This window comes from Stenotrophomonas sp. RIT-551, from assembly GCF_026241915.1.
Classification (GTDB): Bacteria; Pseudomonadota; Gammaproteobacteria; order Xanthomonadales; family Xanthomonadaceae; genus Stenotrophomonas; species Stenotrophomonas bentonitica_A.
Genome location: NZ_JAPJIU010000014.1, coordinates 18,515 through 37,979 on the forward strand (window position 1 = coordinate 18,515; position 19,465 = coordinate 37,979).

Genomic DNA, 19,465 nt, shown 5'->3' on the forward strand with positions numbered 1-19,465 from the left:
GCGCCTATATCACCGCGTTTTGCCGGCGTTGTCATGATGCGCAAGCACACACGCCTGATCGGCTGGATCGCCGCGGTACTCGTCATCCTCGCGTTCTGCCAGCTCGGCCGCTGGCAACTGCAGCGCATGCATGAAAAAGAAGCGCTGCTGGCCCAGCAGGTGCCGGCGCGTGCGCAGTCACTCACGCTGCGCCAGGCGCTGGCGGCACCGCCGGTGCTGCGCTGGGTGGAGGACCGGGGCCGCTTCCTGCCGGGTACGCTGCTGCTCGACAACCAGACCCGCGATGGCCGGGCCGGGATCAAGGTCTACCAACCGTTCCAGAGTGATGACGGCGCACGGGTGCTGATCGACCTGGGCTGGCTGCCGATGCCGCCGGATCGTGTGATCCCGCCGATCACCCCGCATAGCGGCCCCACGGCCCTCAGCGGCCTGCTGGCGCCGCCGCCGGCTACCGGCCTGGCGCTGGGCCCGGCGCTGTCGCCCGCGCCACAGCCGGGCGTATGGCTGGCCAGCCGGATGCCACCGGAAGAGATGGCGCGCGCGCTGTCGTTGCCGCCGGGCAGCCTGCAGGTGCGCGTGCTGCGGCTGGACCCTGCGCTGCCAGGCGGATATGCGCGGGATCTGGAGCTGCTGCCCAACACGCTGCCGCCCAGTCGCCATCTGGGCTATGCCGTGCAATGGTTCGGGCTGGCGTTGACCGTGCTGGTGGTCGCGCTGGTCCTGGAATTCCGACGCCATCGCCGCCGGCGTGGCACTTCCCGGCGCTGACCGGCTCAACATGAGAAAATGCCGCCCATGAATGCCACTTCCCCGGCACGGCTGCCGTCCCGTTCACGCGGCCGCTGGACCCTGATCGCCCTGTTCGGCGTGTTCTTCGGCGCCATGGCGTTGGCGGGCGTGCTGCGCTTCTCCGGCTGGCAGCCCACCGCGCACCGCAATACCGGGCAACTGCTGCAACCGCCGGCGGACCTGCGCGCGCTGCCGCCGACCCTGGCCGACGGCCAGCCGTACCCGTGGAATCCCAACGAACGGACCTGGCGGATCCTGGTGGCCCCGTCTGCCAGCTGTACCAGCGAGTGCGTCACTTTGTCGCAGGGATTGGGCAAGGTGTGGCAGCTGTTCGGCCATAACGCCGATAATGTCGAGATCCTGTGGCTGGGCACGCCGCCGGCCGAGGTCCAGGGCATGCCCGCACTGCGCGCGCTGCGCGCCCAACCGGACCTGCGTGCCGCTTTGCCCGCCGTGGATGACGCCGCCGGCACGCCTGTGTATGTGATCGATCCCAACGGTTTCGTGATCATGCGGTACGCGCCGGGATTCGATATGGCCGGTCTGCGCAAAGACCTGGCCACGCTGCTGAAACTGAAGTGAGTTCTGTTCGATGAGCCTCTCCGCACGCCCGGTGCTGCACCGCAATTTCCACCGTCTGGCGTGGTTTGCACTGATCATGACGGCCAGCACGATCATGTTCGGCTCGTTCGTGCGCTTGTCCGATGCGGGCCTGAGCTGCCCGGACTGGCCGACCTGCTATGGCCGTGTCACCTGGCCGCAGCACGCCCAGGAAGTGATCGGCCACGAGGCCGCCAAGATCCGCCCGCTGGAAACGCACAAGGCGTGGCGCGAGCAGGTGCACCGCTTCCTGGCCGGCGCACTCGGTATCGAGATCCTCACCCTGGCGCTGCTGGCTACGCGCCGCCGTCGCTGGGGCAGCACTGCGGTCATCACCGCCTGTGTGCTGGTGGCGACCGGCATACCGCTGTACATGATGGGCATGCACGTCCCGGCGAGCATCATCGCCCTGATCGGCGAGGCGATCCTGCTGATCGCCGCGTTGCGCTGGACCAATATCGACCTGGCCCGCGCCGCGTTGCTGACGCTGGCGGTCGTCATCTTCCAGGCGCTGCTCGGCATGTGGACGGTCACCTGGCTGCTCAAGCCGATCGTGGTGATGGGCCATCTGCTTGGCGGCATGCTGATGTTCGGCCTGCTGGTGTGGATGGCGTGGCGCGCCACGCACATGCCGATCACCCTGGCCGAAGCGCCCAAGCTGAAATGGCTGATCCGTGCCGGCGTGGCCGTGCTGGTCGCGCAGATCGCCCTCGGCGGCTGGGTCAGTGCCAACTACGCCGCACTCGCCTGCGGTGGCGGCAGCGCCTCGCTGGACAACTTCCCGCGCTGCGTCAGCCAATGGTGGCCGCCGCATGACTTCAAGGAAGGCTTCACCCTGTGGCGCGGCATCGGCGTGGATTACGAAGGGGGCGTGCTGGATGGCGCCTCGCGCATCGCGATCCAGATGGCACACCGGATGATGGCGATCGTGGTGGCCGTGTACCTGCTGTGGCTCTCGGTGCGCCTGTTCCGCCTGCCGAGCATGCGCGGCTGGGCCAGCGCACTGGGCCTGCTGGTGGTGCTGCAGATCACCCTGGGCATCCTCAACGTGAAGCTGGCGGTGCCGCTGGAAGTAGCCGTCGCGCACAGCGGTGGCGCGGTGGCGCTGCTGTTCGTGCTGGTGACGCTGCTGGCGCGCCTGCGCGCGCCGGATGCCGAGGGTGGCAAGGCCGGCGCTGCCTCCCCTGCCGTGCAGGCGGGCTGACGCATGGCCAATTACCGTCAGTACTGGGATCTGACCAAGCCCAAGGTCGTCGCCCTGATCGTGTTCACCGCGCTGGTGGGCATGTTCCTGGCCATCCCCGGGCTGCCGACCGCGCAGCAGGCGCTGGATGGCGCGCTGGGCTTCCTTGGCATCTGGCTGGCCGCCTCGGCCGCCGCGGCGATCAACCAGCTGCTGGACGCGCGCATCGATGCACAGATGGCGCGCACCTCGTGGCGACCACTGGTGGTGGGCAAGGTCAAGCCCTGGCAGGTGCTGGTGTTCGCCGGCCTGCTGATCGCGTTGTCGATGACGATCCTGGTGGTCTGGGTCAACGTGATCACTGCCGTGCTGACCTTCGCCTCGCTGATCGGGTATGCGGTGATCTACACCGTGTACCTCAAGCGCGCGACCTCGCAGAACATCGTCATCGGTGGCCTTGCCGGCGCCACCCCGCCGATGCTCGGCTGGGCCGCGATTACCGGCATGCAGGGCCCGTGGGACTGGGCCTACGCATCGCTGCTGGTGCTGATCATCTTCATCTGGACCCCACCGCACTTCTGGGCCCTGGCGATCTTCCGTCGCGAGGATTACGCCAAGGCGGAGATCCCGATGCTGCCGGTGACCCATGGCGTGGCGTACACACGCAAGTCGATCATGGTCTATTCGATCGCCCTGGCCATCGTCAGCATCCTGCCGGTCGTGTTCGGCATGAGTGGCATGTTCTACCTGGGCGGTGCGATCGTGCTCAACGCGGTCTTCCTCTGGTACGCCTGGCGCATGCTGAATCCGCCGGATGAGATTTTCTCGATGAAGATGTTCGGCTACTCCATCGTCTACCTGATGGCGCTGTTCGCCTTCCTCATGGTGGACCACTGGATGCTGCCCTGGTTGCAGTAACGCCTTGAATCGGTGATTCGCCGTCGCCATTGCCTCTGTACCGAACAGGGAGTGACGGTATGAAGCGATGGCGTTGGATGGCAGGGTGGGTGATCGGGATGGCGTTGGGTGCGGCCAATGCGGCACCGGCACCGGTAACGCGAGTGGAGGACACGGCTGCGCAGATCATCCAGCATGCAGGCGATGCGCGCCTGATCGTACTCGGCGAATACCACGGCACCGCTGAAACGCCGCGGCTCGTGGCCGATCTGGTGGAGCGCTACAGCCGCGACAACGCCGCGGTTCGGCTGGGACTGGAGATGCCGATGAGCGAGAACGTCGCGCTCGCGCGCTACCTGCGCTCCAACGGTGATCCTGATGCGCGTGAAGCACTGCGGACCACCCCGTTCTGGTCCGTCAAGGATAACCAGCATGACGGGCGACGTAGCCGTGACATGCTCGATCTGATCGAATCCATTCGATCGCTGCGCGCACAGGGACGCGATGTGGGCGTCGCCGGCTATGACGTGGAGACCGGGTCGTCCACGGGCAACGACATGCGCGACGCCGCCATGGCCACGCATCTGCACCAGCAGTTCAACGCGCTGCCGCCCGGCGCCCGGATGCTGGTGCTGACCGGCAACGTGCATGCGATGCGCAGCCCGCCCGCAGATGCGCCACCGGAGATGCAGCAGCGCACGATGGCCTCCCACCTGCTGGATCTGCCGCTGTACAGCGTGCGCCTGGAGGCGTTGCGCGGTCATTTCTGGGCCTGCGTGCAGCCTTGCCGCGCGCTGCCGCTGATCGAGCGCGCACCACGAGATCCCGAACTCAGTACTGACCAGGATCGGCAGTACGATCTGGTGGTGTTCCTGCCCGGACTCAGCGTCGGCACACTGACGGCGCCCTAGGGCTGGCTCTGCGGCCTGCGTGACGAGGCCGCGCAGGCTGCAGTATTGCCGTCTCAGTCCTGCCGGGTGACGGGCGTCGGTTCCACTGGATCACGCGCATACCGCTGCGCGATCATCGCGCAGACGATCAGCTGGATCTGGTGGTAGATCATGATCGGCAGCACGATCGCACCGAGGCTGCCACCGGCGAACAGCACCTTGGCGATGGGCACGCCGGTGGCCAGGCTCTTCTTGGAGCCGCAGAACAGGATGGTGATTTCATCCTCGCGGTTGAAGCCCAACCGGCGCGCGATGAAGCGGATCAGCGGCATCGCGATGCCGAGCAGCAGTGCTGCCACCACCGCCACACTGAGCAGCGACAGCAGCGGCGTCTTGCTCCACAGCCCTTCGCTCACCGCTTCGCCGAAGGCGGAGTAGACCACCAGCAGGATCGTGCCCTGGTCGGTGTAGCGCAGCAGGGCGCGCTGCTTTTCGACCCAGCGGGCGATCCAGGGCCGCAGCAGGTGGCCGGCCACGAACGGCACCAGCAGCTGCAGCATGATGCTGACGATGGCCTGGCCGGGGTTGTGCATGCCGCCTTCGGTGCCGGCCAGCAGGGCCAGCAGCAGCGGGGTCAGGAATACGCCGAGAATGCTCGACAGCGAGGCGCTGCACACGGCCGCCGGGACGTTGCCGCGGGCGATCGAGGTGAACGCGATCGAGGACTGCACGGTGGACGGCAGCGCGCACAGGAACAGCACGCCGATGTACAGCTCGGGCGTCAGTAGCCAGCCATCCAGCGGTTTGAACATCAGCCCCAGCAACGGGAACATCACGAAGGTGCAGGCAAGGATGGTCAGGTGCAGGCGCCAGTGCAGCAGGCCGGCGACGATCGACTCACGCGGCAGGCGTGCGCCGTGCAGGAAGAACAGTGCGGCGATGGCGACGTCGGTGACATCGTCCAGGACCATCGCGGCGGCGCCGTGCATCGGCAGGAAGGACGCCAGCAGCACGGTGCAGAGCAGGGCGAGGGTGAAGTTGTCCGGTCGCAGGCGCGACCACCAGCGGGTCATGGTGGGCAGGCTCCTGTAGAGCAGGGAAGTGGGCGGGAGAAGAAGAGCGGGGTCAACGCGCGGCGTCCTGCTCCAGCAGGACACGGGTCGGCGCTTCCAGCGAGGTCATGCCGGCCTCGCGGCCGACCTGCAGCGCCTGGTCCACCGAGGCACCGTCACGCGCCTCCAGCACGGCCAGCAATGCACCGGCGCGGTTGCCGGAGGCGCAGTGCAGCAGCACCGGGCCCTGGCTCTGCGCCAAGGCGGTACGCAGCGCCTGCGCGTTGGCGTCGGTCAGGCCGGCGGCACCTGCAACGGGAATGCGCACGTAGCGCAGGCCCAGGCGCTCGGCCGCGGCGGTTTCATCGAAGCCACGCGCCTCGTCGGGCTGGCGCAGGTCGATCACGGTGGTGATCCCGGCCGCGGCCGCCTGCTGCAGCTCGGCCGCGCTGGGTTGCCCGGCGGTGTACAGCTGCGGCCGTGGCTGTGCGAATGGCAGTTCCGCCGCCCAGGTGGGCAGGCACGGCGCGAACAGCGCGGCCATGACGCCAGCGCGGAGCCAGCGGACGATCGGTGCGGTGGAACGTGCGATGTGGGATGCCACGGCGGCTCCGTCGGTCAGAAGCGGAGGGTGCTGCGCGCCTTGAGCAGTTCGCGCAGCTCGTACTTGTCAGTATCGTCCAGACCCTGCTGGCTCTGCTTTGCCTGAAGCTCATCCAGACGTTGCATCAGCAGCTGTTTCTCCAGCTGGGCCACGGCGTCATGCAGTTCCTGGGTCCACATTGCCTCGTCGCCGGGCAGGGTCTGTGCGGCCAGCTTGTGCAGCGCGTCCTGTTCCTCGCGCCCGTCGAAGTGCTCCAGCAGCGCGCCGGTGCTGATGTCCGGGCGCTGCTCGACCAGGGTCAGCAGTTCGGTCAGCAGTTCGATGCCGGGCAGGCGCAGGCCGGTGAAGTGGTGGCCTTCCAGGGTCATCGCCAGCGAGGGCTGCTGCAGCAGGATCGCGATGGCCGCACGCACCAGGCTGCGGCGCTGCGCCGGTGCGACCGCGCGCTGTGGCGGCCGCGAAGGAGCCGCGGATGCGCTGGGCTTGGCACCCAGGCCGGTCAGCGTGGTCAGCTGCTGCTTCATCAGGTCGCCGAAGGCGCCATCGGGAATCTGCGCCAGCATCGGCTTGGCCCGTTCGGCCAGGCGTGCCTTGCCGTCAAGCGTGCCCATGTTGACCTCACGGGTGAGCTCATCGAAGAAGAACTGCGACAGCGGCGTGGCCTGCTGCAGGCGTGCATCGAAGCCCTCGCGGCCTTCCTTGCGCACGATCGTGTCCGGGTCCTCGCCGTCGGGCAGGAACAGGAAGAACGCCTGGCGGCCGTCCTTCATGCGCGGCAGCACCGACTCCAGCGCACGCCAGCCGGCGCGACGGCCGGCGGCATCGCCGTCGAAGCAGAAGAACACGTCCGGCGCGTTGCGGAACAGCAGCTCGGCGTGGTCCGGCGTGGTCGCCGTGCCCAGCGTGGCCACTGCCTGGGTAACCCCGAACTGGAACAGCGAGACCACATCCATGTAGCCCTCGACGACGATCAGCCGCTCGATCTTCTGGTTGGCCTGGCGTACCTGCCACAGGCCGTACAGCTCGCGGCCCTTGTGGAACAGCGCGGTCTCGGGCGAGTTGAGGTACTTCGGGCCGTCGTCCTTCTCCATCACGCGACCGCCGTAGGCGATCACGCGGCCACGGCGGTCGAAGATCGGGAACATGACCCGGTCGCGGAACTTGTCGTAGACGTGGCCGCGGTCGTTCTTGGAAAACAGGCCGGCGCGGTCGAGCAGCTTCATCCGGCGCTCGTCCTTGCCCAGTGCATCCTTCAACGCGCTGTAGCCGTCCGGTGCGTAACCGATGGCGAAGCGCTCGCGGTTCTCTTCATCGACACCGCGCTGGTCCAGGTAGGCGCGCGCCTTGTCGCTGCCTTTCAGCGCGGTCTGGAAGAAGCGCGTGGCCGCGTCCAGTGCCGAGTACAGATCGCGGCTGTCGTCCTGCTGCTGGGCGGTGCGCGGCTGGGTATCGCGCGGCACTTCCATGCCCACGCGCTTGGCCAGCTCATCGACCGCGTCGAGAAACTCGAGGCGGTCGTAATTCATCAGGAAGCTGATCGCCGTGCCATGCGCGCCGCAGCCGAAGCAGTGATAGAACTGCTTGGTCGGCGAGACCGTGAACGAGGCCGAGCGCTCGTCATGGAACGGGCACCGTGCGGCGTATTCCTTGCCCTGGCGCTTCAGCGGCACGCGGCTGCCCACCACCTCGACAATGTCGGAGCGGGCCAGCAGGTCGTCGATGAATGCGTCGGGGATACGGGCCATGGGCAGCAGGCGGGGGCATGGCCGGTCACGGCCACACGCGGAAGCGGGGGTGCCGCTAGTCTACTAGCTGCCGGCCGTTTCGCCCGGTTTCGGCGGCGCGACACCGGCCTGGGCGAGGACGGCATGGGCGCGCAGGCGCTCATCGATCACCGAGGTCATCAGTGCACCGACGAAGAACACCACGGTGGCGTAGTAGATCCACACCAGCGAGATCACCAGGGCGCCCATCGAGCCATACGCGCTGCCCGGTGCGACGGTGGCGATGTACAGGCCGATGCCATAACGGCCCAGCGCGAACAACGCCGAGGTGATCGCACCGCCGATGAAGGCCTGTCGCCACGCCACGCGGCGGTCGGGCAGGTAGTGGTAGAGGAAGGCGAAGCCCACCGTGTACAGCGCCAGGCTGGTCAGATAGCCGATCGCCGGCAGGACCGAGGGCAGGTGCGCGAAGACCACCTGCAGCATGGTGGTGGCGGTCATCGACAGGATCAGCAGGAAGCCCAGCGCCAGGACCACGCCGAAGGAGAACACGCGCTTGCGCAGCCACGCCACGATCCCATCCAGGCGCTCGCCGCTGGTGTTGAAGATCAGGTTCAGGGCGTTCTGCAGCTGGGCGAACACCGCCGTGGCGCCGATGAACAGCAACAAGGTGCTCCAGACCCCCGCCAGCGTGCCGATGTCCGGCTGGTTGTTGGCGTTGCTGAGCACGGTTTCGGCCACCGAGGCGGCACTGGTGCCGGCCACATCGTTGATCTGGCCCAGCAGCGCCTGCTGCGCCGGGGGATACAGCGAGGCCGTCAGCCACAGCAGCAGGACCAGCAGCGGCGCCATCGAGAGCAGGGCATAGAAGGCCAGCGCGGCGGCCTGGGTCATCACGTCCGCATCGATGAAACGGCGCACCAGTACGGCGGGAAAGCTCTTCTCCAGCCGCGCCATGTGCTTGCGGACCTTGGACAGGGAGGGGCTCGGTTGGTGCATGGACGGCGTCGGGTCGGGAGCGAGGCCCCTGTTCTAGCAAATGCCCGGGGTGCGCCGGGTGAAGCGGTCCGGTCACGGCGTGACCTTGACGGATATCGCGCTATCCTTTTTCCCGGTTTTCCACCTTCACAGCAGAAAGGACGCTTCATGAAAGGAATGGTCTACACGACGATGGCGCTGTTGGCGGCCGCAGGTCCGGCGATGGCGGCCGGGGCCTGCGACAAGGCCTTCAAGACGGTAGGGGACGCGCGCAACGGTGCGCTTTACATGGCCGATGTCACCGTGCCGGGGCTGAAGGTGCAGAGCGCGCTGGACCAGTTGCGCAAGATTGGCGGCGATGACGAATTCGAAGTCGCCGGTCAGCTGGTGCAGGGCGATACCGGCGACCAGTACCTGATCCAGCGCAAAGGGCTGCGCACCCCGCTGGTACTGGTGGGCACCGCCGACCGTACCGGTCGGGTCACCCTGGCGACCAAGCTGGCCCGGGGCCAGTCGGTCGAGCCGGCGGCGGCCAAGCAGTCGATGTGCGGGATGCTGGACAAGCTCAAGGCGGGCAGCCAGGGCGACGCGGTTGCCGCAGCGGGACGCACCCAGTACCCGATGCCGGCCATGGAGGCCGTGGCGGCCCCGGATCTGTCCAAGATGATGGGCAAGGAAGTCAAAGACACGATGGCCCTGTACCGCAGTGCCGGTGCCTTCAAGGACCTGATGCTGGGTACCACCACCAACAAGGAAGACAAGGGCGACCGTTCGGCCACGTTCCTGCCGCTGTACGCCAAGTATGTGGGGCGGCGCTACCAGATCGATGGCCAGATCTATACCGTCAATCCCAACACGTACTCGACCAAGCCTGGTGACATCGGCTCGATCAACTATCTGGTCACGCCGACCCGCGGCCTGCTGCGCGTCCGCCAGAGCGACAGCTACAACAACAACAACTACACCATCCGCTGCGAATTCGCGTCCGACCAGGCCGCCAACTTCACCATGCTGCGCGAGCGCGACTGGGCCAAGCTGGAAGGCGAGATCAGTTCGATCGAGGAAAGCTCGATGACACTGCGCAATTGCCGCCAGGCCTCCTGACAGCGGACCTGCTGAAACTGAAAAGGCCCGCGAAATGCGGGCCTTTTCATCGGCGGCGTGGCGGCGGGATCAGCCGGCCAGCTGCTGCTTGACCAGCTTGGACACCAGGCCCATGTCGGCCTGGCCGGCCAGGCGCGGCTTGAGCGCGCCCATCAGCTTGCCGATGTCGGCCGGGGTGGTCGCGCCGGTTTCGGCGATGGCGGCCTGGATGGCGGCCACGATCTCGGCTTCGCCCAGCTTGGCCGGCAGGTACTGGTCGATGACCACGATTTCCTCGCGCTCGATCACGGCCAGGTCTTCGCGACCGGCGGCCTCGAACTGGGTGACCGAGTCCTTGCGCTGCTTGACCATCTTTTCCAGCACGGCGAGCACGGCGGCGTCGTCCAGCTCGATGCGCTCATCGACTTCGCGCTGCTTGATCGCGGCGTTCATCAGGCGGATCACGCCCAGGCGGTGCTTCTCGCCGGCCTTCATGGCGGCCTTCATGTCATCGGTGAGCTGCTGCTTCAGGCTCATGGGAACACCTCGTGTCGGTGGAAATGGGAAGCGGGGCGCCGAAGCGCTGGAACGCAAAAAGCCGGTAACGCTCGCGCGTTCCGGCTTCGGCTCCGTCACGACAGGCCAGGGCCCGCCGTATCGAAGTTGCGTCCGATCAGTACAGGCGCTGACGCTTGGTAACGTCGCGCGACGAACGGCGCAGCTGACGCTTCACAGCAGCGGCAGCCTTACGCTTACGCTCCTGGGTCGGCTTTTCATAGAACTCGCGCTTGCGGGTTTCGGCCAGCACGCCGGCCTTTTCGCAGGTGCGCTTGAAGCGACGGAGCGCAAACTCGAAGGGCTCGTTCTCGCGGACTTTAACGCTGGGCATGGAATCTCCGGGACACAGTAGAACCGGGTCACGCCCGGTGAGAGCCGCACATTATAGCGGCGAGAAAAGAAGTTGCAACCCACCCCGGCGAACTTCTTGGCCACGGGTGATGCTGAGACAGGCCAGCGTACGTCTGCCGGGGCCTGAAGAGGTCCATAATACCCGTTATGCGAGTCCTTGGTATCGAATCTTCCTGCGATGAGACCGGCGTGGCGGTGTATGACACCTCCCTGTCCGGGATCGACGCCCTGCGCGCCCACGCGGTCTACAGCCAGATCGCCCTTCACGCCGAGTACGGCGGGGTGGTGCCCGAGCTGGCCAGCCGCGACCACGTGCGCAAGCTGCTGCCGCTGATCCGCCAGACCCTGGCCGACGCCGGCATGACCGTGGCCGACATCGACGGGGTGGCCTACACGGCTGGCCCCGGCCTGGTCGGCGCGCTGCTGGTCGGGGCGGGCGTGGCCCGTTCGCTGGCCTGGGCGCTGGAGGTGCCGGCGGTCGGGGTCCACCATATGGAAGGGCATCTGCTGGCCCCGCTGATGGAAGACGACCCGCCGCAGGCGCCGTTCGTGGCCCTGCTGGTGTCCGGCGGGCATACCCAGCTGGTGGCGGTGGACCGGATCGGCCAGTACCGCCTGCTCGGCGAAACCCTGGACGACGCCGCCGGCGAGGCTTTCGACAAGACCGCCAAGCTGATGGGCCTGCCGTACCCCGGTGGCCCGCAGTTGGCGGCCCTGGCCGAGCGCGGCACGCCGGGCCGGTTCAAGTTCACCCGGCCGATGACCGACCGCCCCGGGCTGGATTTCAGCTTCTCCGGGTTGAAGACCCAGGTCTTGCTGGCCTGGCGCGACAGCGACCAGAGCGAGCAGACCCGCGCCGATATCGCGCGCGGTTTTGAAGATGCGGTGGTCGACACCCTGGCGATCAAGTGCGAACGCGCGCTGGATGCGGCGGGCACCGATGTGATCGTGGTGGCTGGCGGCGTCGGGGCCAACAAGCGCCTGCGCGCCAAGCTGCAGCAGATGGCCGCCCGCCGCGGTGGCCGCGCCTGCTTCCCGCGCCCGGCGCTGTGCACCGACAACGGCGCGATGATCGCCTTCGCCGGCGCCCTGCGTCTGGAAGCGGGCCAGCACACCCCGCCGCAGGTGCAGGTCACCCCACGTTGGGACATGGCGACGCTGCCGGCGGTGTGAGGTTGGCCGAGCGTCGGCAACGACTCAGACCGGCCTCCGCTTCAGCAATGATGTCACCGACTCATGCCGGTTCATCCACCGCTCGATATGGGCGCAGCGCATTTGGACGATTCGTCCAATCGTGGCCAGATCCAGCGCAAGGTCACGCGCGAAGATCGGTTCGTGATGCGCAATCCGGTTGCGCAGCTGCCTCACCTGTTCGAGGTTGCCGTGCAGCTGCGCGCGCACAAGGTGCCCGGGTACGTCCGGATCCGCGCCTGGAAGGACGCGCCTCAGGGTCTTGGACCATAGCGTCCTGTCGAATCGTTGGGTAAACAGATGCTGCCAGAACGCGAATCTCAACGAGGCGATAACGGCCGCCGTTGACGTGTGCTTCGACGCTGCGCGGCGCAACTCTCCGCGCGCGTTGTAGCGCGCTGTGCCGCCGGGAAGACTGGTACGGAACCCTTCCTGCCATGGCGGGAGTGCACCATGCTGCTGGGCTACCGCTTCAGCCACCGCATTGCGGATGACGACCTCGCAGGTATGGAGCGGCAGTAAAAACGCGCCGCTGACCCTCATGTTCCATCGATACAGCTCGAATGGATGGGTGCGAAGTCGGGCGTGTGCGACGGCTCCTTCATACGTTGTCATGCGTGCTGCGGAGAATGAGCGGTGAATCAGGTGCTGATCGCGCACGTCAGAGCTTTGCGGGGTCCATGGGCCTCCACCGTAGAGGGTGGCTGTCGCGCGCGGTATCAGGGAAGTCGGTCAGTCGTGGCAGGTTTGATCTATCGAAAACACTTATCGGATCAATGATCTACCGAGTTCCAAGGGGGCTGAGCACTACGTCATAAATCCGGATTCAGACCGTTGACCCTATTTGGCAACACCGGTACCGTTGCCGCGTGTGCCACCGGGATCAGCTGATGGGTAAGCCCATCTCCCCCGGGGACAGTGGTGGTAAGCAAAGGGTCCCGCGCGGGACCCTTTGTCTTTTCCGGCACCGGCGCGGACGCCCGCCGACCCCGATTCCCGGCACATTCCGGACAGCCCCGTTACCATGGTCGCCATCTTCCACGTGGCATGGCTATGGACAAGGTATTCATCGAGGGGCTCGAGATCGATGCCCTGATCGGGATCTACGACTGGGAACGGCGGATCCGCCAGACCCTGCGTTTCGATCTGGAAATGGGCTTCGACAACCGCCGTCCGGCGGCCAGCGACGACATCGCCGATACCCTCAATTACAAAGCCGTGAGCAAGCGCATCGAGCAGTTCGTGCGTGACTCGGACTACGGCCTGGTCGAAACCCTGGCCGAGCGCATCGCCGAGATCGTGCTGCGTGAATTCAAGGTGCAATGGCTGCGCCTGAAGCTCAGCAAGCCCGGCGCGGTGCGCGGTGCGCGCGCGGTGGGCGTGATCATCGAGCGCAGCGCGCAGGACCTGGCAACGCCCTGATACCCCGATTAGGAGATCGATACACGATGTTGGATGCGGTAGTGGCAACCCGATGGCTGGACAGTGTCCAGCAGACCCTGGAACCCTGGCCTTGGGCCTACACCCTGCTGGTGCTGGCAGCGCTGGCCCTGGCGGCCTGGCTGGCCAACTTCGTCACCAAGAAGATCCTGCTGCGCGGCCTGCGCAAGCTGGTCAGCCGCCTGCCTGGCCATAGCGCCGGCAACGAAGGCGGCAACAACCTGCGGGTGATTTCGCGGTTGTCCAACGTGGTGCCGAGCATGGTCATCGCCGCCGGCATCCGGATCGTGCCGGACCTGCCGCCGGAGCTGGTGGCGTTCGTGATCGGCGCCTGCCGGGCGTGGGCGGTGCTGACCGTGGCGCTGGCCGTCTCGCATGCGCTGGATGCCGCCAACGATCTGTACGAGCGGCGCCCGGATGCGCGCAACAAGCCGATCAAGGGCTACCTGCAGGTCGTGAAGATCATCGTCTTCGTGATCGCCGGCCTGTCGATCGTGGCGACCCTGCTGGGCGTGAAGCTGGGCCCGCTGGTGACCGGCCTGGGCGCGGCCACCGCGGTGCTGATGCTGATCTTCCAGGACACCATCCTCTCGTTGGTGGCCAGCGTGCAGATCAGCGGCGATGGCCGGGTGCGGCTGGGCGACTGGATCGAGATGCCGAGCCAGAACGCCGATGGTGATGTGATCGATATCGCGCTGCACACCATCACCGTGCAGAACTTCGACAAGACCATCACCACCATCCCGACCAAGAAGCTGGTGACCGAGTCGTTCAAGAACTGGCGTGGCATGCAGGAAGCGGGTGGGCGCCGGATCAAGCGCTCGCTGTACCTGGACCAGCACAGTGTCGGCTTCGTCGATGCGCCGATGCTGGCCGAGCTGGAGCAGTTCGCGGTGCTGGGCGATTACCTGCGCGGCAAGCAGGCCGAGCTGCAGCAGTACAACGCCGACCTCCAGGCCAAGGGCGTGGCCGCCGTCAACGCGCGCCGGGTGACCAACCTGGGCACCTTCCGCGCCTATGTCGAGCGCTACCTGCAGCACCATCCTGGCATCCATACCGAAATGACCCTGCTGGTACGGCAGCTGCAGCCCACCACCCAGGGCCTGCCGCTGGAGATCTACTGCTTCACCCGCAGCACGGCGTGGGGCGAGTACGAGGGCGTGCAGTCGGACGTGTTCGATCACCTGCTGGCGATCCTCCCGGCCTTCGGGCTGCGGGTTTTCCAGGAATCCAGCGACGCCATGTTGATGGCGGGGCAGCAGCGCCTGGCCGCTGCGGAGTAAGCTCCTGTGCCCCCGTCGCTGCCCGTGCGGTGGCGGGGGTCTTCCCTCCGGGGAAGAAAAATGAACGCAAAAGTCATTCACAACGGCCTCGGGAACGCTAGAATCCCGGGCTTGTAAACGTTTTCATAAGGACAGCCGGTGGCCGCCGATCGTATCGAAACCCTCATTGCCCAGATGACCGTCGAAGAAAAAGTCGGCCAGCTGGGTGTGTTCGCCGACATGGTCCGCCCGTTCGCGCCGGATGTGAATCCGGAAGCCAACGTCAGCAATGCCGACCAGGTGCTGCAGCAGGTGCGCGAGGGCAAGGTGGGCTCGCTGTTCAATGGCGTGGGCGTGGAAGCCGGCCGCCGCATCCAGCAGGTCGCGCTGGAAGAAAGCCGCCTGAAGATTCCGGTCATCCTGGCCGCGGACGTGATCCACGGCATGCGCACCGTATTCCCGATCCCGCTGGGCGAGGCCGCCAGCTTCGAGCCGGACCTGGCCGAGCGCACCGCCCGCGCCACCGCGGTGGAAGCGACGGCAGCCGGTCTGCATTGGACCTATGCGCCGGCCGTGGATATCGCCCGCGACCAGCGCTGGGGCCGTGGCGCCGAGGGCGCCGGTGAAGACGTGGTGCTGGGCTGTGCGTTCGCCGCCGCCCGCGTGCGCGGTTTCCAGGGCCCGGACCTGCGCGCCGCCGATGCCCTGCTGGCCACCCCGAAGCATTTCGCCGCCTACGGCGCGGTGATGGCCGGCATGGAATACAACATGGTCGACATCTCGCCGCAGACCCTGCGTGACGTGCACCTGCCGCCGTTCAAGGCCGCTTTCGAAGCCGGTGCCCTGACCGTGATGTCCTCCTTCAACGACATCAACGGCGTGCCGGCCAGCGCCAATGCCGAGCTGTTGACCGACATCCTGCGCGGGGAGTGGAAGTTCCCGGGGGTGGTGATCTCCGACTACACCGCCGACATGGAACTGGTCGCGCACGGCTACGCCGCCGATGACCGCGACGCCACCGCCAAGGCCTTCACCGCCGGCCTGGACCTGAGCATGCAGAGCGGCTTCTATGCCGAACACCTGCCGGGCCTGATCGAGAGCGGCGAAGTCCCGATGGCCACGCTGGACGAGTCGGTGCGCCGCATCCTGCGCCTGAAGGAAGCGATCGGCCTGTTCGACGACCCGTACCGTTCGCTGGATCTGGCGCGCGAAGCGGACACCTCGCATATCGCCGCGCATGACGAACTCTCGCGCGATGCCGCGCGCCGTTCGATCGTGCTGCTCAAGAACGCCGAGTCGGTGCTGCCGCTGAAGAAGGCTGGGCAGAAGATCGCGCTGATCGGGCCGTTCGTGCAGGACCGCGACAACATCGAAGGCTGCTGGACGCTGTTCGGCGACAAGTCGCGATACGTCACCCTGGAAGCCGGCGTCCGCGCGGCGATCAGCGATGAAGCACTGCTGGAAATCGTGCCGGGCTGTGATCTGGAAGCGGCCGTGCAGGACGGTATCGAACAGGCCGTGGCCGCCGCGCTGCGTGCCGACGTGGTGGTGCTGGCCCTGGGCGAACCGCAGCGTTACAGCGGTGAGGCGCAGTCGCGCGTTGAGATCACCTTGCCGCCGGCGCAGCAGGCGCTGGCCGAAGCGGTGGCGATGACCGGCAAGCCGCTGGTCGTGCTGCTGCGCAATGGCCGCGCGCTGGCCCTGCAGGGCGCGGTGCGCAATGCCCATGCCGTGGCGATCACCTGGTACCTGGGCACCCAGACCGGGCACGCCGTGGCCGATGTGCTGTTCGGCGATTACAACCCGTCCGGCCGCCTGCCGGTGAGCTTCCCGCAGGTGTCGGGCCAGCAGCCGTATTTCTACAACCACCCGCGCACCGGTCGCCCGGAACTGCCGACCATGTCGGAGTTCAAGGCGCGCTGGCGCGAAATTCCGAACGAGCCGGCGTACGCGTTCGGCCACGGCATGGGCTACACCACCTTCGCCTATGGCGTGCCGCAGCTGAGCAACGCGCAGCTGGGCTGGGACGACACCCTGACCATCACCACCACGCTGACCAATACCGGTGCGGTGGCAGGTGAGGAAGTGGTGCAGCTGTATATCCACGATCGCGTGGCCAGCCGCGTGCGGCCGGTGCGCGAGCTGAAGGGCTTTGACAAGATCGCGCTGCAGCCGGGCCAGAGCACCGAGGTGACCTTCACCCTGGATCGCCATGCACTGGGCTTCACCGGCCGCGATGGCGTGTTCCGCGCCGAGCCGGGCCAGTTCGAGCTGTGGGTGTGCGCCTCGTCGGTCAGCGGCGAGCCGGTGATCTTCGAGCTGCTGGCTGCCTGAGCCGGCCTCGCTTCACCCGGTAGTGCCGGCCAGCGGCCGGCACTACCGTATCCATCATCGGCGGCTGACGTTCCGGCGGGTACGCTGGCTCCCCCGTGAAACCGATGGAGCCACCCATGCGCCTGTCCCGTACTCCTTTGTTGCTGGCCCTGGCCAGCCCGCTGTGGCTGGCCGCCTGCAGCCCGTCGTCGCCGCCGCCGGCTGACACCGCCGCTGCGGATCCCGCCCAGGGTCCGGCCACCGCCATCCCCGAAGGCCGCCCGACGCCGGGTGACACCGTGCCGTCCTCGGGCCTGTCGCCGGATGCGGTCACTGCCGGCAGCCCCGCGCCGGATGCCGCCGCGCCCGCCGCTGGCGGTGCTACAACACCTGCTGCGGACGCCGCCGCCACACCTGCCGCGCCGACCAGCGCTGGCACCGGCGATGTCCGCCAACGCATCGATCAGGTGCTTGGCGACGCGGCCCAGTACGAAGCTGTGTTCAATGCCTTCCAGAAGGCGGTCAACGGCGGCGATCGCGCGGCCGTGGTCGAGGAAGTGCGTTTCCCGTTGAACATCGCCAATGGCGCCAGGATCACCGGCCCCGGCGAGTTCCAGCGCAACTACGAGCGCATCCTGACCCCGGCCGTGCGCAAGGCCATCGCCGCGCAGAAGTTCGACGACGTCATGGTCAACCAGCAGGGCGTGATGATCGGCGACGGCCAGGTCTGGCTCAACGGCGCGTGCCTGGATCAGGCGTGCAGCCGCACCGAAGTCAAGGTCGTGACCATCCAGTAAGCACGTGCAGCGCTTGAACGCACGTGAGGTGTGCAGGCTGCCGGCGATGCGCCGGCAGCCTGTCTGGCTCAGGCTTTCGGCGTGAGCTTGAGCAGCTTGCCGTTGCTGCCGTCTTCAAGCAGCCATATCGCGCCATCCGGACCCTGTTCGATCTCTCGGATGCGCTCGCCCATGTCGAAGCGCTCGGCCTCGCGGGCGTTGTCGCCGTCGAAGGCCACGCGCACCAGCGCCTTGGAGGACAGGCCGCCAATGAAGCCACTGCCGTCCCACTTGGGGAACTGTTTGCCGTTGTAGATGATGAAACCGGCCGGCGAGATCACCGGGGTCCAGGTCACCTTGGGCGCGGCGAATTCCGGGCGGGTGGAATGGTCGGGAATGTCGCGGCCGTCGTAGTGATTGCCGTTGGAGACGATCGGATAGCCGTAGTTGGCCCCGCGCTCGATCAGATTCAGCTCATCGCCGCCGGCCGGGCCCATCTCGTGCACCCACAGCTTGCCGCGCGCATCGAAGGCGATGCCCAGCGCATTGCGGTGGCCGAGCGACCACACCTGCGCGGCCACGCCGCCCTGCGAGGCGAACGGGTTGTCGGCGGGCACGCTGCCGTCGTCATTGAGGCGGACCAGCTTGCCGAGGTTGCCGCCCATGTCCTGGGCCGGATCGAACTTCTGGCGCTCGCTGGACGTGATCCACAGCTTGCCGTCCGGACCGAACGCGAGGCGATGGCCGTAATGCCCCTTGCCGCTCACTTTCGGGGTCTGGCGCCAGATCACCTTGAGGTCTTCCAACGTGCCGCTGCCATCGGCCGCCAGCGCCAGCCGCGCACGGGCAACCGCAGCGCCACGGGTATCACCGTCGCCTTCTTCGGCGTAGCTGAGATAGATCCACTGGTTCTTCGCGAAGTCCGGGTGCGGCAGCACATCGCCGAAGCCGCCCTGGCCGCCATAGGCGACGTCCGGGACGCCGGTGATGGTGGCGGTTTTGCGGGTCTGCACGTTGAAGTGCTTCAGCGCGCCTTTCTTCTCGGTGACCAGCAGGCTGCCGTCGGGCAGGAAACTCATCGCCCAGGGCTCGTTGAAGCGGGCGAATTCGGTGGCGGCGAACGGCCACTGCGCCTTTTCCACGGCCGGGGCGGCGGCCTTGTCGGCAGCAACACAGGCGGTGGTGAACAGGGCGGGGGTGAGGCTGATGGCGAGGGTAAGCAAGAGCTTGCGGGTCATGGAAGTCTCCGTCGGGGAGGCGATGGCCAACCCCTGTTGTACACCATGCCCATCAACGCCGCGTGGACCAGAGGTCCTGCCCACACGACAACGGCGACCCGAGGGCCGCCGCTGGAGGTGGATCGGGGAGTGCGCGTCAGGTGCCGCGCGGTACGCCCTTGTCCAGGTGCGCCTGGCGCAGCGCGGTGGACTCATCCCAGCCGCGGCGCACCGCATTGCGGGCCTGTTCCCAGCTCAGCTTGCTCTGGCCATGTTCCTTCGCCCAGCGGGCCTGCAGCTCGGCTTCCACTTCTTCATACGCGCGGATCATGTCGTCAGCGCGGGTGCGATGGCCGAGCTGGTAGGCCGGCTCGTAGTCATCGAAGAACTGGTTGTTGTCATAGTACGGTTCGCTTGGAAAGCGCTCACGCCAGTAATCCGATACGGCCTGGCGCGGGACACCGTCTTCCGGCACCCGGCCGGGAATCTGATAGTCAGTGCTCATGTGTTGGCTCCGGTTGGGTGAGACTTCACCGTACCCAAAGCCGGGTTAACGC

20 protein-coding genes are annotated in these 19,465 nt (G+C 67.0%); 11 read left to right on the forward strand and 9 right to left on the reverse strand.

All coding sequences use genetic code 11. The annotated features are described in order from the left end of the window. Positions 1 to 33 precede the first annotated feature (33 nt). The 5 genes from ORK51_RS14875 to ORK51_RS14895 are packed head-to-tail and all read left to right on the forward strand — an operon-like array spanning position 34 to position 4,380. Positions 34 to 768, forward strand: coding sequence for an SURF1 family protein (locus ORK51_RS14875; protein ID WP_070426475.1), 735 nt, complete (start codon positions 34 to 36; stop codon positions 766 to 768). Between the two features lie 27 nt (positions 769 to 795). Further along, a complete protein-coding gene (locus ORK51_RS14880; RefSeq protein ID WP_026070219.1) occupies positions 796 to 1,371 on the forward strand; it encodes a redox-active disulfide-containing membrane protein in 576 nt (191 codons plus the stop codon). A gap of 10 nt (positions 1,372 to 1,381) precedes the next feature. Next, complete coding sequence (locus tag ORK51_RS14885) at positions 1,382 to 2,593, forward strand: COX15/CtaA family protein (protein WP_261997570.1); 1,212 nt, start codon at positions 1,382 to 1,384, stop codon at positions 2,591 to 2,593. A gap of 3 nt (positions 2,594 to 2,596) precedes the next feature. Further along, a complete protein-coding gene (cyoE, locus tag ORK51_RS14890) occupies positions 2,597 to 3,490 on the forward strand; it encodes a heme o synthase (RefSeq protein WP_261997571.1) in 894 nt (297 codons plus the stop codon). Between the two features lie 59 nt (positions 3,491 to 3,549). Further along, on the forward strand, positions 3,550 to 4,380 hold the full coding sequence (locus ORK51_RS14895) for a TraB/GumN family protein (protein ID WP_266085479.1): 831 nt from the start codon (positions 3,550 to 3,552) through the stop codon (positions 4,378 to 4,380). 53 nt (positions 4,381 to 4,433) lie between these two features. Here ORK51_RS14895 and ORK51_RS14900 read toward each other — a convergent pair whose 3' ends face one another. From ORK51_RS14900 to ORK51_RS14915, 4 genes are all read right to left on the reverse strand, one after another. Then, positions 4,434 to 5,432: a bile acid:sodium symporter family protein gene (locus ORK51_RS14900; RefSeq protein WP_266085481.1), complete on the reverse strand. Its 999-nt coding sequence runs from the start codon at positions 5,430 to 5,432 to the stop codon at positions 4,434 to 4,436. Positions 5,433 to 5,484: 52 nt separating this feature from the next. After that, the gene (locus ORK51_RS14905) at positions 5,485 to 5,955 is read right to left on the reverse strand and encodes a protein tyrosine phosphatase family protein (RefSeq protein ID WP_266085568.1); all 471 of its coding nucleotides are present in this window, start codon (positions 5,953 to 5,955) and stop codon (positions 5,485 to 5,487) included. 74 nt (positions 5,956 to 6,029) lie between these two features. Beyond that, the gene (gene dnaG / locus ORK51_RS14910; RefSeq protein WP_019185985.1) at positions 6,030 to 7,760 is read right to left on the reverse strand and encodes a DNA primase; all 1,731 of its coding nucleotides are present in this window, start codon (positions 7,758 to 7,760) and stop codon (positions 6,030 to 6,032) included. Between the two features lie 63 nt (positions 7,761 to 7,823). Continuing rightward, the gene (locus ORK51_RS14915) at positions 7,824 to 8,738 is read right to left on the reverse strand and encodes a YihY/virulence factor BrkB family protein (protein ID WP_019185984.1); all 915 of its coding nucleotides are present in this window, start codon (positions 8,736 to 8,738) and stop codon (positions 7,824 to 7,826) included. Positions 8,739 to 8,885: 147 nt separating this feature from the next. Here ORK51_RS14915 and ORK51_RS14920 point away from each other — a divergent pair, with 147 nt between their 5' ends. Continuing rightward, the gene (locus tag ORK51_RS14920; protein ID WP_235318883.1) at positions 8,886 to 9,821 is read left to right on the forward strand and encodes a hypothetical protein; all 936 of its coding nucleotides are present in this window, start codon (positions 8,886 to 8,888) and stop codon (positions 9,819 to 9,821) included. Between the two features lie 69 nt (positions 9,822 to 9,890). Here ORK51_RS14920 and ORK51_RS14925 read toward each other — a convergent pair whose 3' ends face one another. After that, the gene (locus ORK51_RS14925) at positions 9,891 to 10,337 is read right to left on the reverse strand and encodes a GatB/YqeY domain-containing protein (RefSeq protein WP_070426478.1); all 447 of its coding nucleotides are present in this window, start codon (positions 10,335 to 10,337) and stop codon (positions 9,891 to 9,893) included. A gap of 136 nt (positions 10,338 to 10,473) precedes the next feature. After that, positions 10,474 to 10,689, reverse strand: coding sequence for a 30S ribosomal protein S21 (gene rpsU, locus ORK51_RS14930; RefSeq protein ID WP_002808376.1), 216 nt, complete (start codon positions 10,687 to 10,689; stop codon positions 10,474 to 10,476). 167 nt (positions 10,690 to 10,856) lie between these two features. On the opposite strand from rpsU, the gene tsaD reads away from it, so the two are divergent. After that, positions 10,857 to 11,882 carry a tRNA (adenosine(37)-N6)-threonylcarbamoyltransferase complex transferase subunit TsaD gene (gene tsaD / locus ORK51_RS14935; RefSeq protein WP_070426479.1) on the forward strand — a complete coding sequence of 342 codons (1,026 nt, stop codon included), beginning with the start codon at positions 10,857 to 10,859 and terminating at the stop codon, positions 11,880 to 11,882. Between the two features lie 24 nt (positions 11,883 to 11,906). Here tsaD and ORK51_RS14940 read toward each other — a convergent pair whose 3' ends face one another. Continuing rightward, on the reverse strand, positions 11,907 to 12,515 hold the full coding sequence (locus tag ORK51_RS14940) for a hypothetical protein (RefSeq protein ID WP_266085485.1): 609 nt from the start codon (positions 12,513 to 12,515) through the stop codon (positions 11,907 to 11,909). 438 nt (positions 12,516 to 12,953) lie between these two features. On the opposite strand from ORK51_RS14940, the gene folB reads away from it, so the two are divergent. From folB to ORK51_RS14960, 4 genes are all read left to right on the forward strand, one after another. Next, complete coding sequence (folB, locus tag ORK51_RS14945; protein ID WP_019185979.1) at positions 12,954 to 13,322, forward strand: dihydroneopterin aldolase; 369 nt, start codon at positions 12,954 to 12,956, stop codon at positions 13,320 to 13,322. 26 nt (positions 13,323 to 13,348) lie between these two features. Further along, on the forward strand, positions 13,349 to 14,623 hold the full coding sequence (locus tag ORK51_RS14950; RefSeq protein ID WP_019185978.1) for a mechanosensitive ion channel family protein: 1,275 nt from the start codon (positions 13,349 to 13,351) through the stop codon (positions 14,621 to 14,623). A 138-nt stretch (positions 14,624 to 14,761) separates the two neighbouring features. After that, positions 14,762 to 16,936, forward strand: coding sequence for a glycoside hydrolase family 3 N-terminal domain-containing protein (locus ORK51_RS14955; RefSeq protein ID WP_102788913.1), 2,175 nt, complete (start codon positions 14,762 to 14,764; stop codon positions 16,934 to 16,936). A gap of 116 nt (positions 16,937 to 17,052) precedes the next feature. Continuing rightward, complete coding sequence (locus ORK51_RS14960) at positions 17,053 to 17,712, forward strand: hypothetical protein (protein ID WP_052727504.1); 660 nt, start codon at positions 17,053 to 17,055, stop codon at positions 17,710 to 17,712. A 68-nt stretch (positions 17,713 to 17,780) separates the two neighbouring features. Here the strand turns inward: ORK51_RS14960 and ORK51_RS14965 are convergent, their stop codons facing one another. Both ORK51_RS14965 and ORK51_RS14970 read right to left on the reverse strand, forming a co-directional pair. After that, the gene (locus tag ORK51_RS14965) at positions 17,781 to 18,929 is read right to left on the reverse strand and encodes a PQQ-dependent sugar dehydrogenase (RefSeq protein ID WP_266085489.1); all 1,149 of its coding nucleotides are present in this window, start codon (positions 18,927 to 18,929) and stop codon (positions 17,781 to 17,783) included. Positions 18,930 to 19,065: 136 nt separating this feature from the next. Further along, positions 19,066 to 19,413: a hypothetical protein gene (locus ORK51_RS14970; RefSeq protein ID WP_266085491.1), complete on the reverse strand. Its 348-nt coding sequence runs from the start codon at positions 19,411 to 19,413 to the stop codon at positions 19,066 to 19,068. Between the last annotated feature and the right edge of the window lie 52 nt (positions 19,414 to 19,465).

Excerpts from the sequence above, each read along its gene's own strand:
- ORK51_RS14960 (WP_052727504.1), top strand. The coding sequence starts at position 17,053 with ATGCGCCTGTCCCGTACTCCTTTGTTGCTGGCCCTGGCCAGCCCGCTG.
- ORK51_RS14940 (WP_266085485.1), bottom strand. The coding sequence starts at position 12,515 with ATGACAACGTATGAAGGAGCCGTCGCACACGCCCGACTTCGCACCCAT.
- tsaD (WP_070426479.1), top strand. The coding sequence starts at position 10,857 with ATGCGAGTCCTTGGTATCGAATCTTCCTGCGATGAGACCGGCGTGGCG.
- ORK51_RS14970 (WP_266085491.1), bottom strand. The coding sequence starts at position 19,413 with ATGAGCACTGACTATCAGATTCCCGGCCGGGTGCCGGAAGACGGTGTC.
- ORK51_RS14885 (WP_261997570.1), top strand. The coding sequence starts at position 1,382 with ATGAGCCTCTCCGCACGCCCGGTGCTGCACCGCAATTTCCACCGTCTG.
- ORK51_RS14965 (WP_266085489.1), bottom strand. The coding sequence starts at position 18,929 with ATGACCCGCAAGCTCTTGCTTACCCTCGCCATCAGCCTCACCCCCGCC.
- ORK51_RS14880 (WP_026070219.1), top strand. The coding sequence starts at position 796 with ATGAATGCCACTTCCCCGGCACGGCTGCCGTCCCGTTCACGCGGCCGC.
- ORK51_RS14915 (WP_019185984.1), bottom strand. The coding sequence starts at position 8,738 with ATGCACCAACCGAGCCCCTCCCTGTCCAAGGTCCGCAAGCACATGGCG.
- rpsU (WP_002808376.1), bottom strand. The coding sequence starts at position 10,689 with ATGCCCAGCGTTAAAGTCCGCGAGAACGAGCCCTTCGAGTTTGCGCTC.
- ORK51_RS14875 (WP_070426475.1), top strand. The coding sequence starts at position 34 with ATGATGCGCAAGCACACACGCCTGATCGGCTGGATCGCCGCGGTACTC.
- ORK51_RS14905 (WP_266085568.1), bottom strand. The coding sequence starts at position 5,955 with ATGGCCGCGCTGTTCGCGCCGTGCCTGCCCACCTGGGCGGCGGAACTG.
- ORK51_RS14900 (WP_266085481.1), bottom strand. The coding sequence starts at position 5,432 with ATGACCCGCTGGTGGTCGCGCCTGCGACCGGACAACTTCACCCTCGCC.
- ORK51_RS14920 (WP_235318883.1), top strand. The coding sequence starts at position 8,886 with ATGAAAGGAATGGTCTACACGACGATGGCGCTGTTGGCGGCCGCAGGT.
- ORK51_RS14950 (WP_019185978.1), top strand. The coding sequence starts at position 13,349 with ATGTTGGATGCGGTAGTGGCAACCCGATGGCTGGACAGTGTCCAGCAG.
- folB (WP_019185979.1), top strand. The coding sequence starts at position 12,954 with ATGGACAAGGTATTCATCGAGGGGCTCGAGATCGATGCCCTGATCGGG.
- ORK51_RS14895 (WP_266085479.1), top strand. The coding sequence starts at position 3,550 with ATGAAGCGATGGCGTTGGATGGCAGGGTGGGTGATCGGGATGGCGTTG.
- dnaG (WP_019185985.1), bottom strand. The coding sequence starts at position 7,760 with ATGGCCCGTATCCCCGACGCATTCATCGACGACCTGCTGGCCCGCTCC.
- cyoE (WP_261997571.1), top strand. The coding sequence starts at position 2,597 with ATGGCCAATTACCGTCAGTACTGGGATCTGACCAAGCCCAAGGTCGTC.
- ORK51_RS14925 (WP_070426478.1), bottom strand. The coding sequence starts at position 10,337 with ATGAGCCTGAAGCAGCAGCTCACCGATGACATGAAGGCCGCCATGAAG.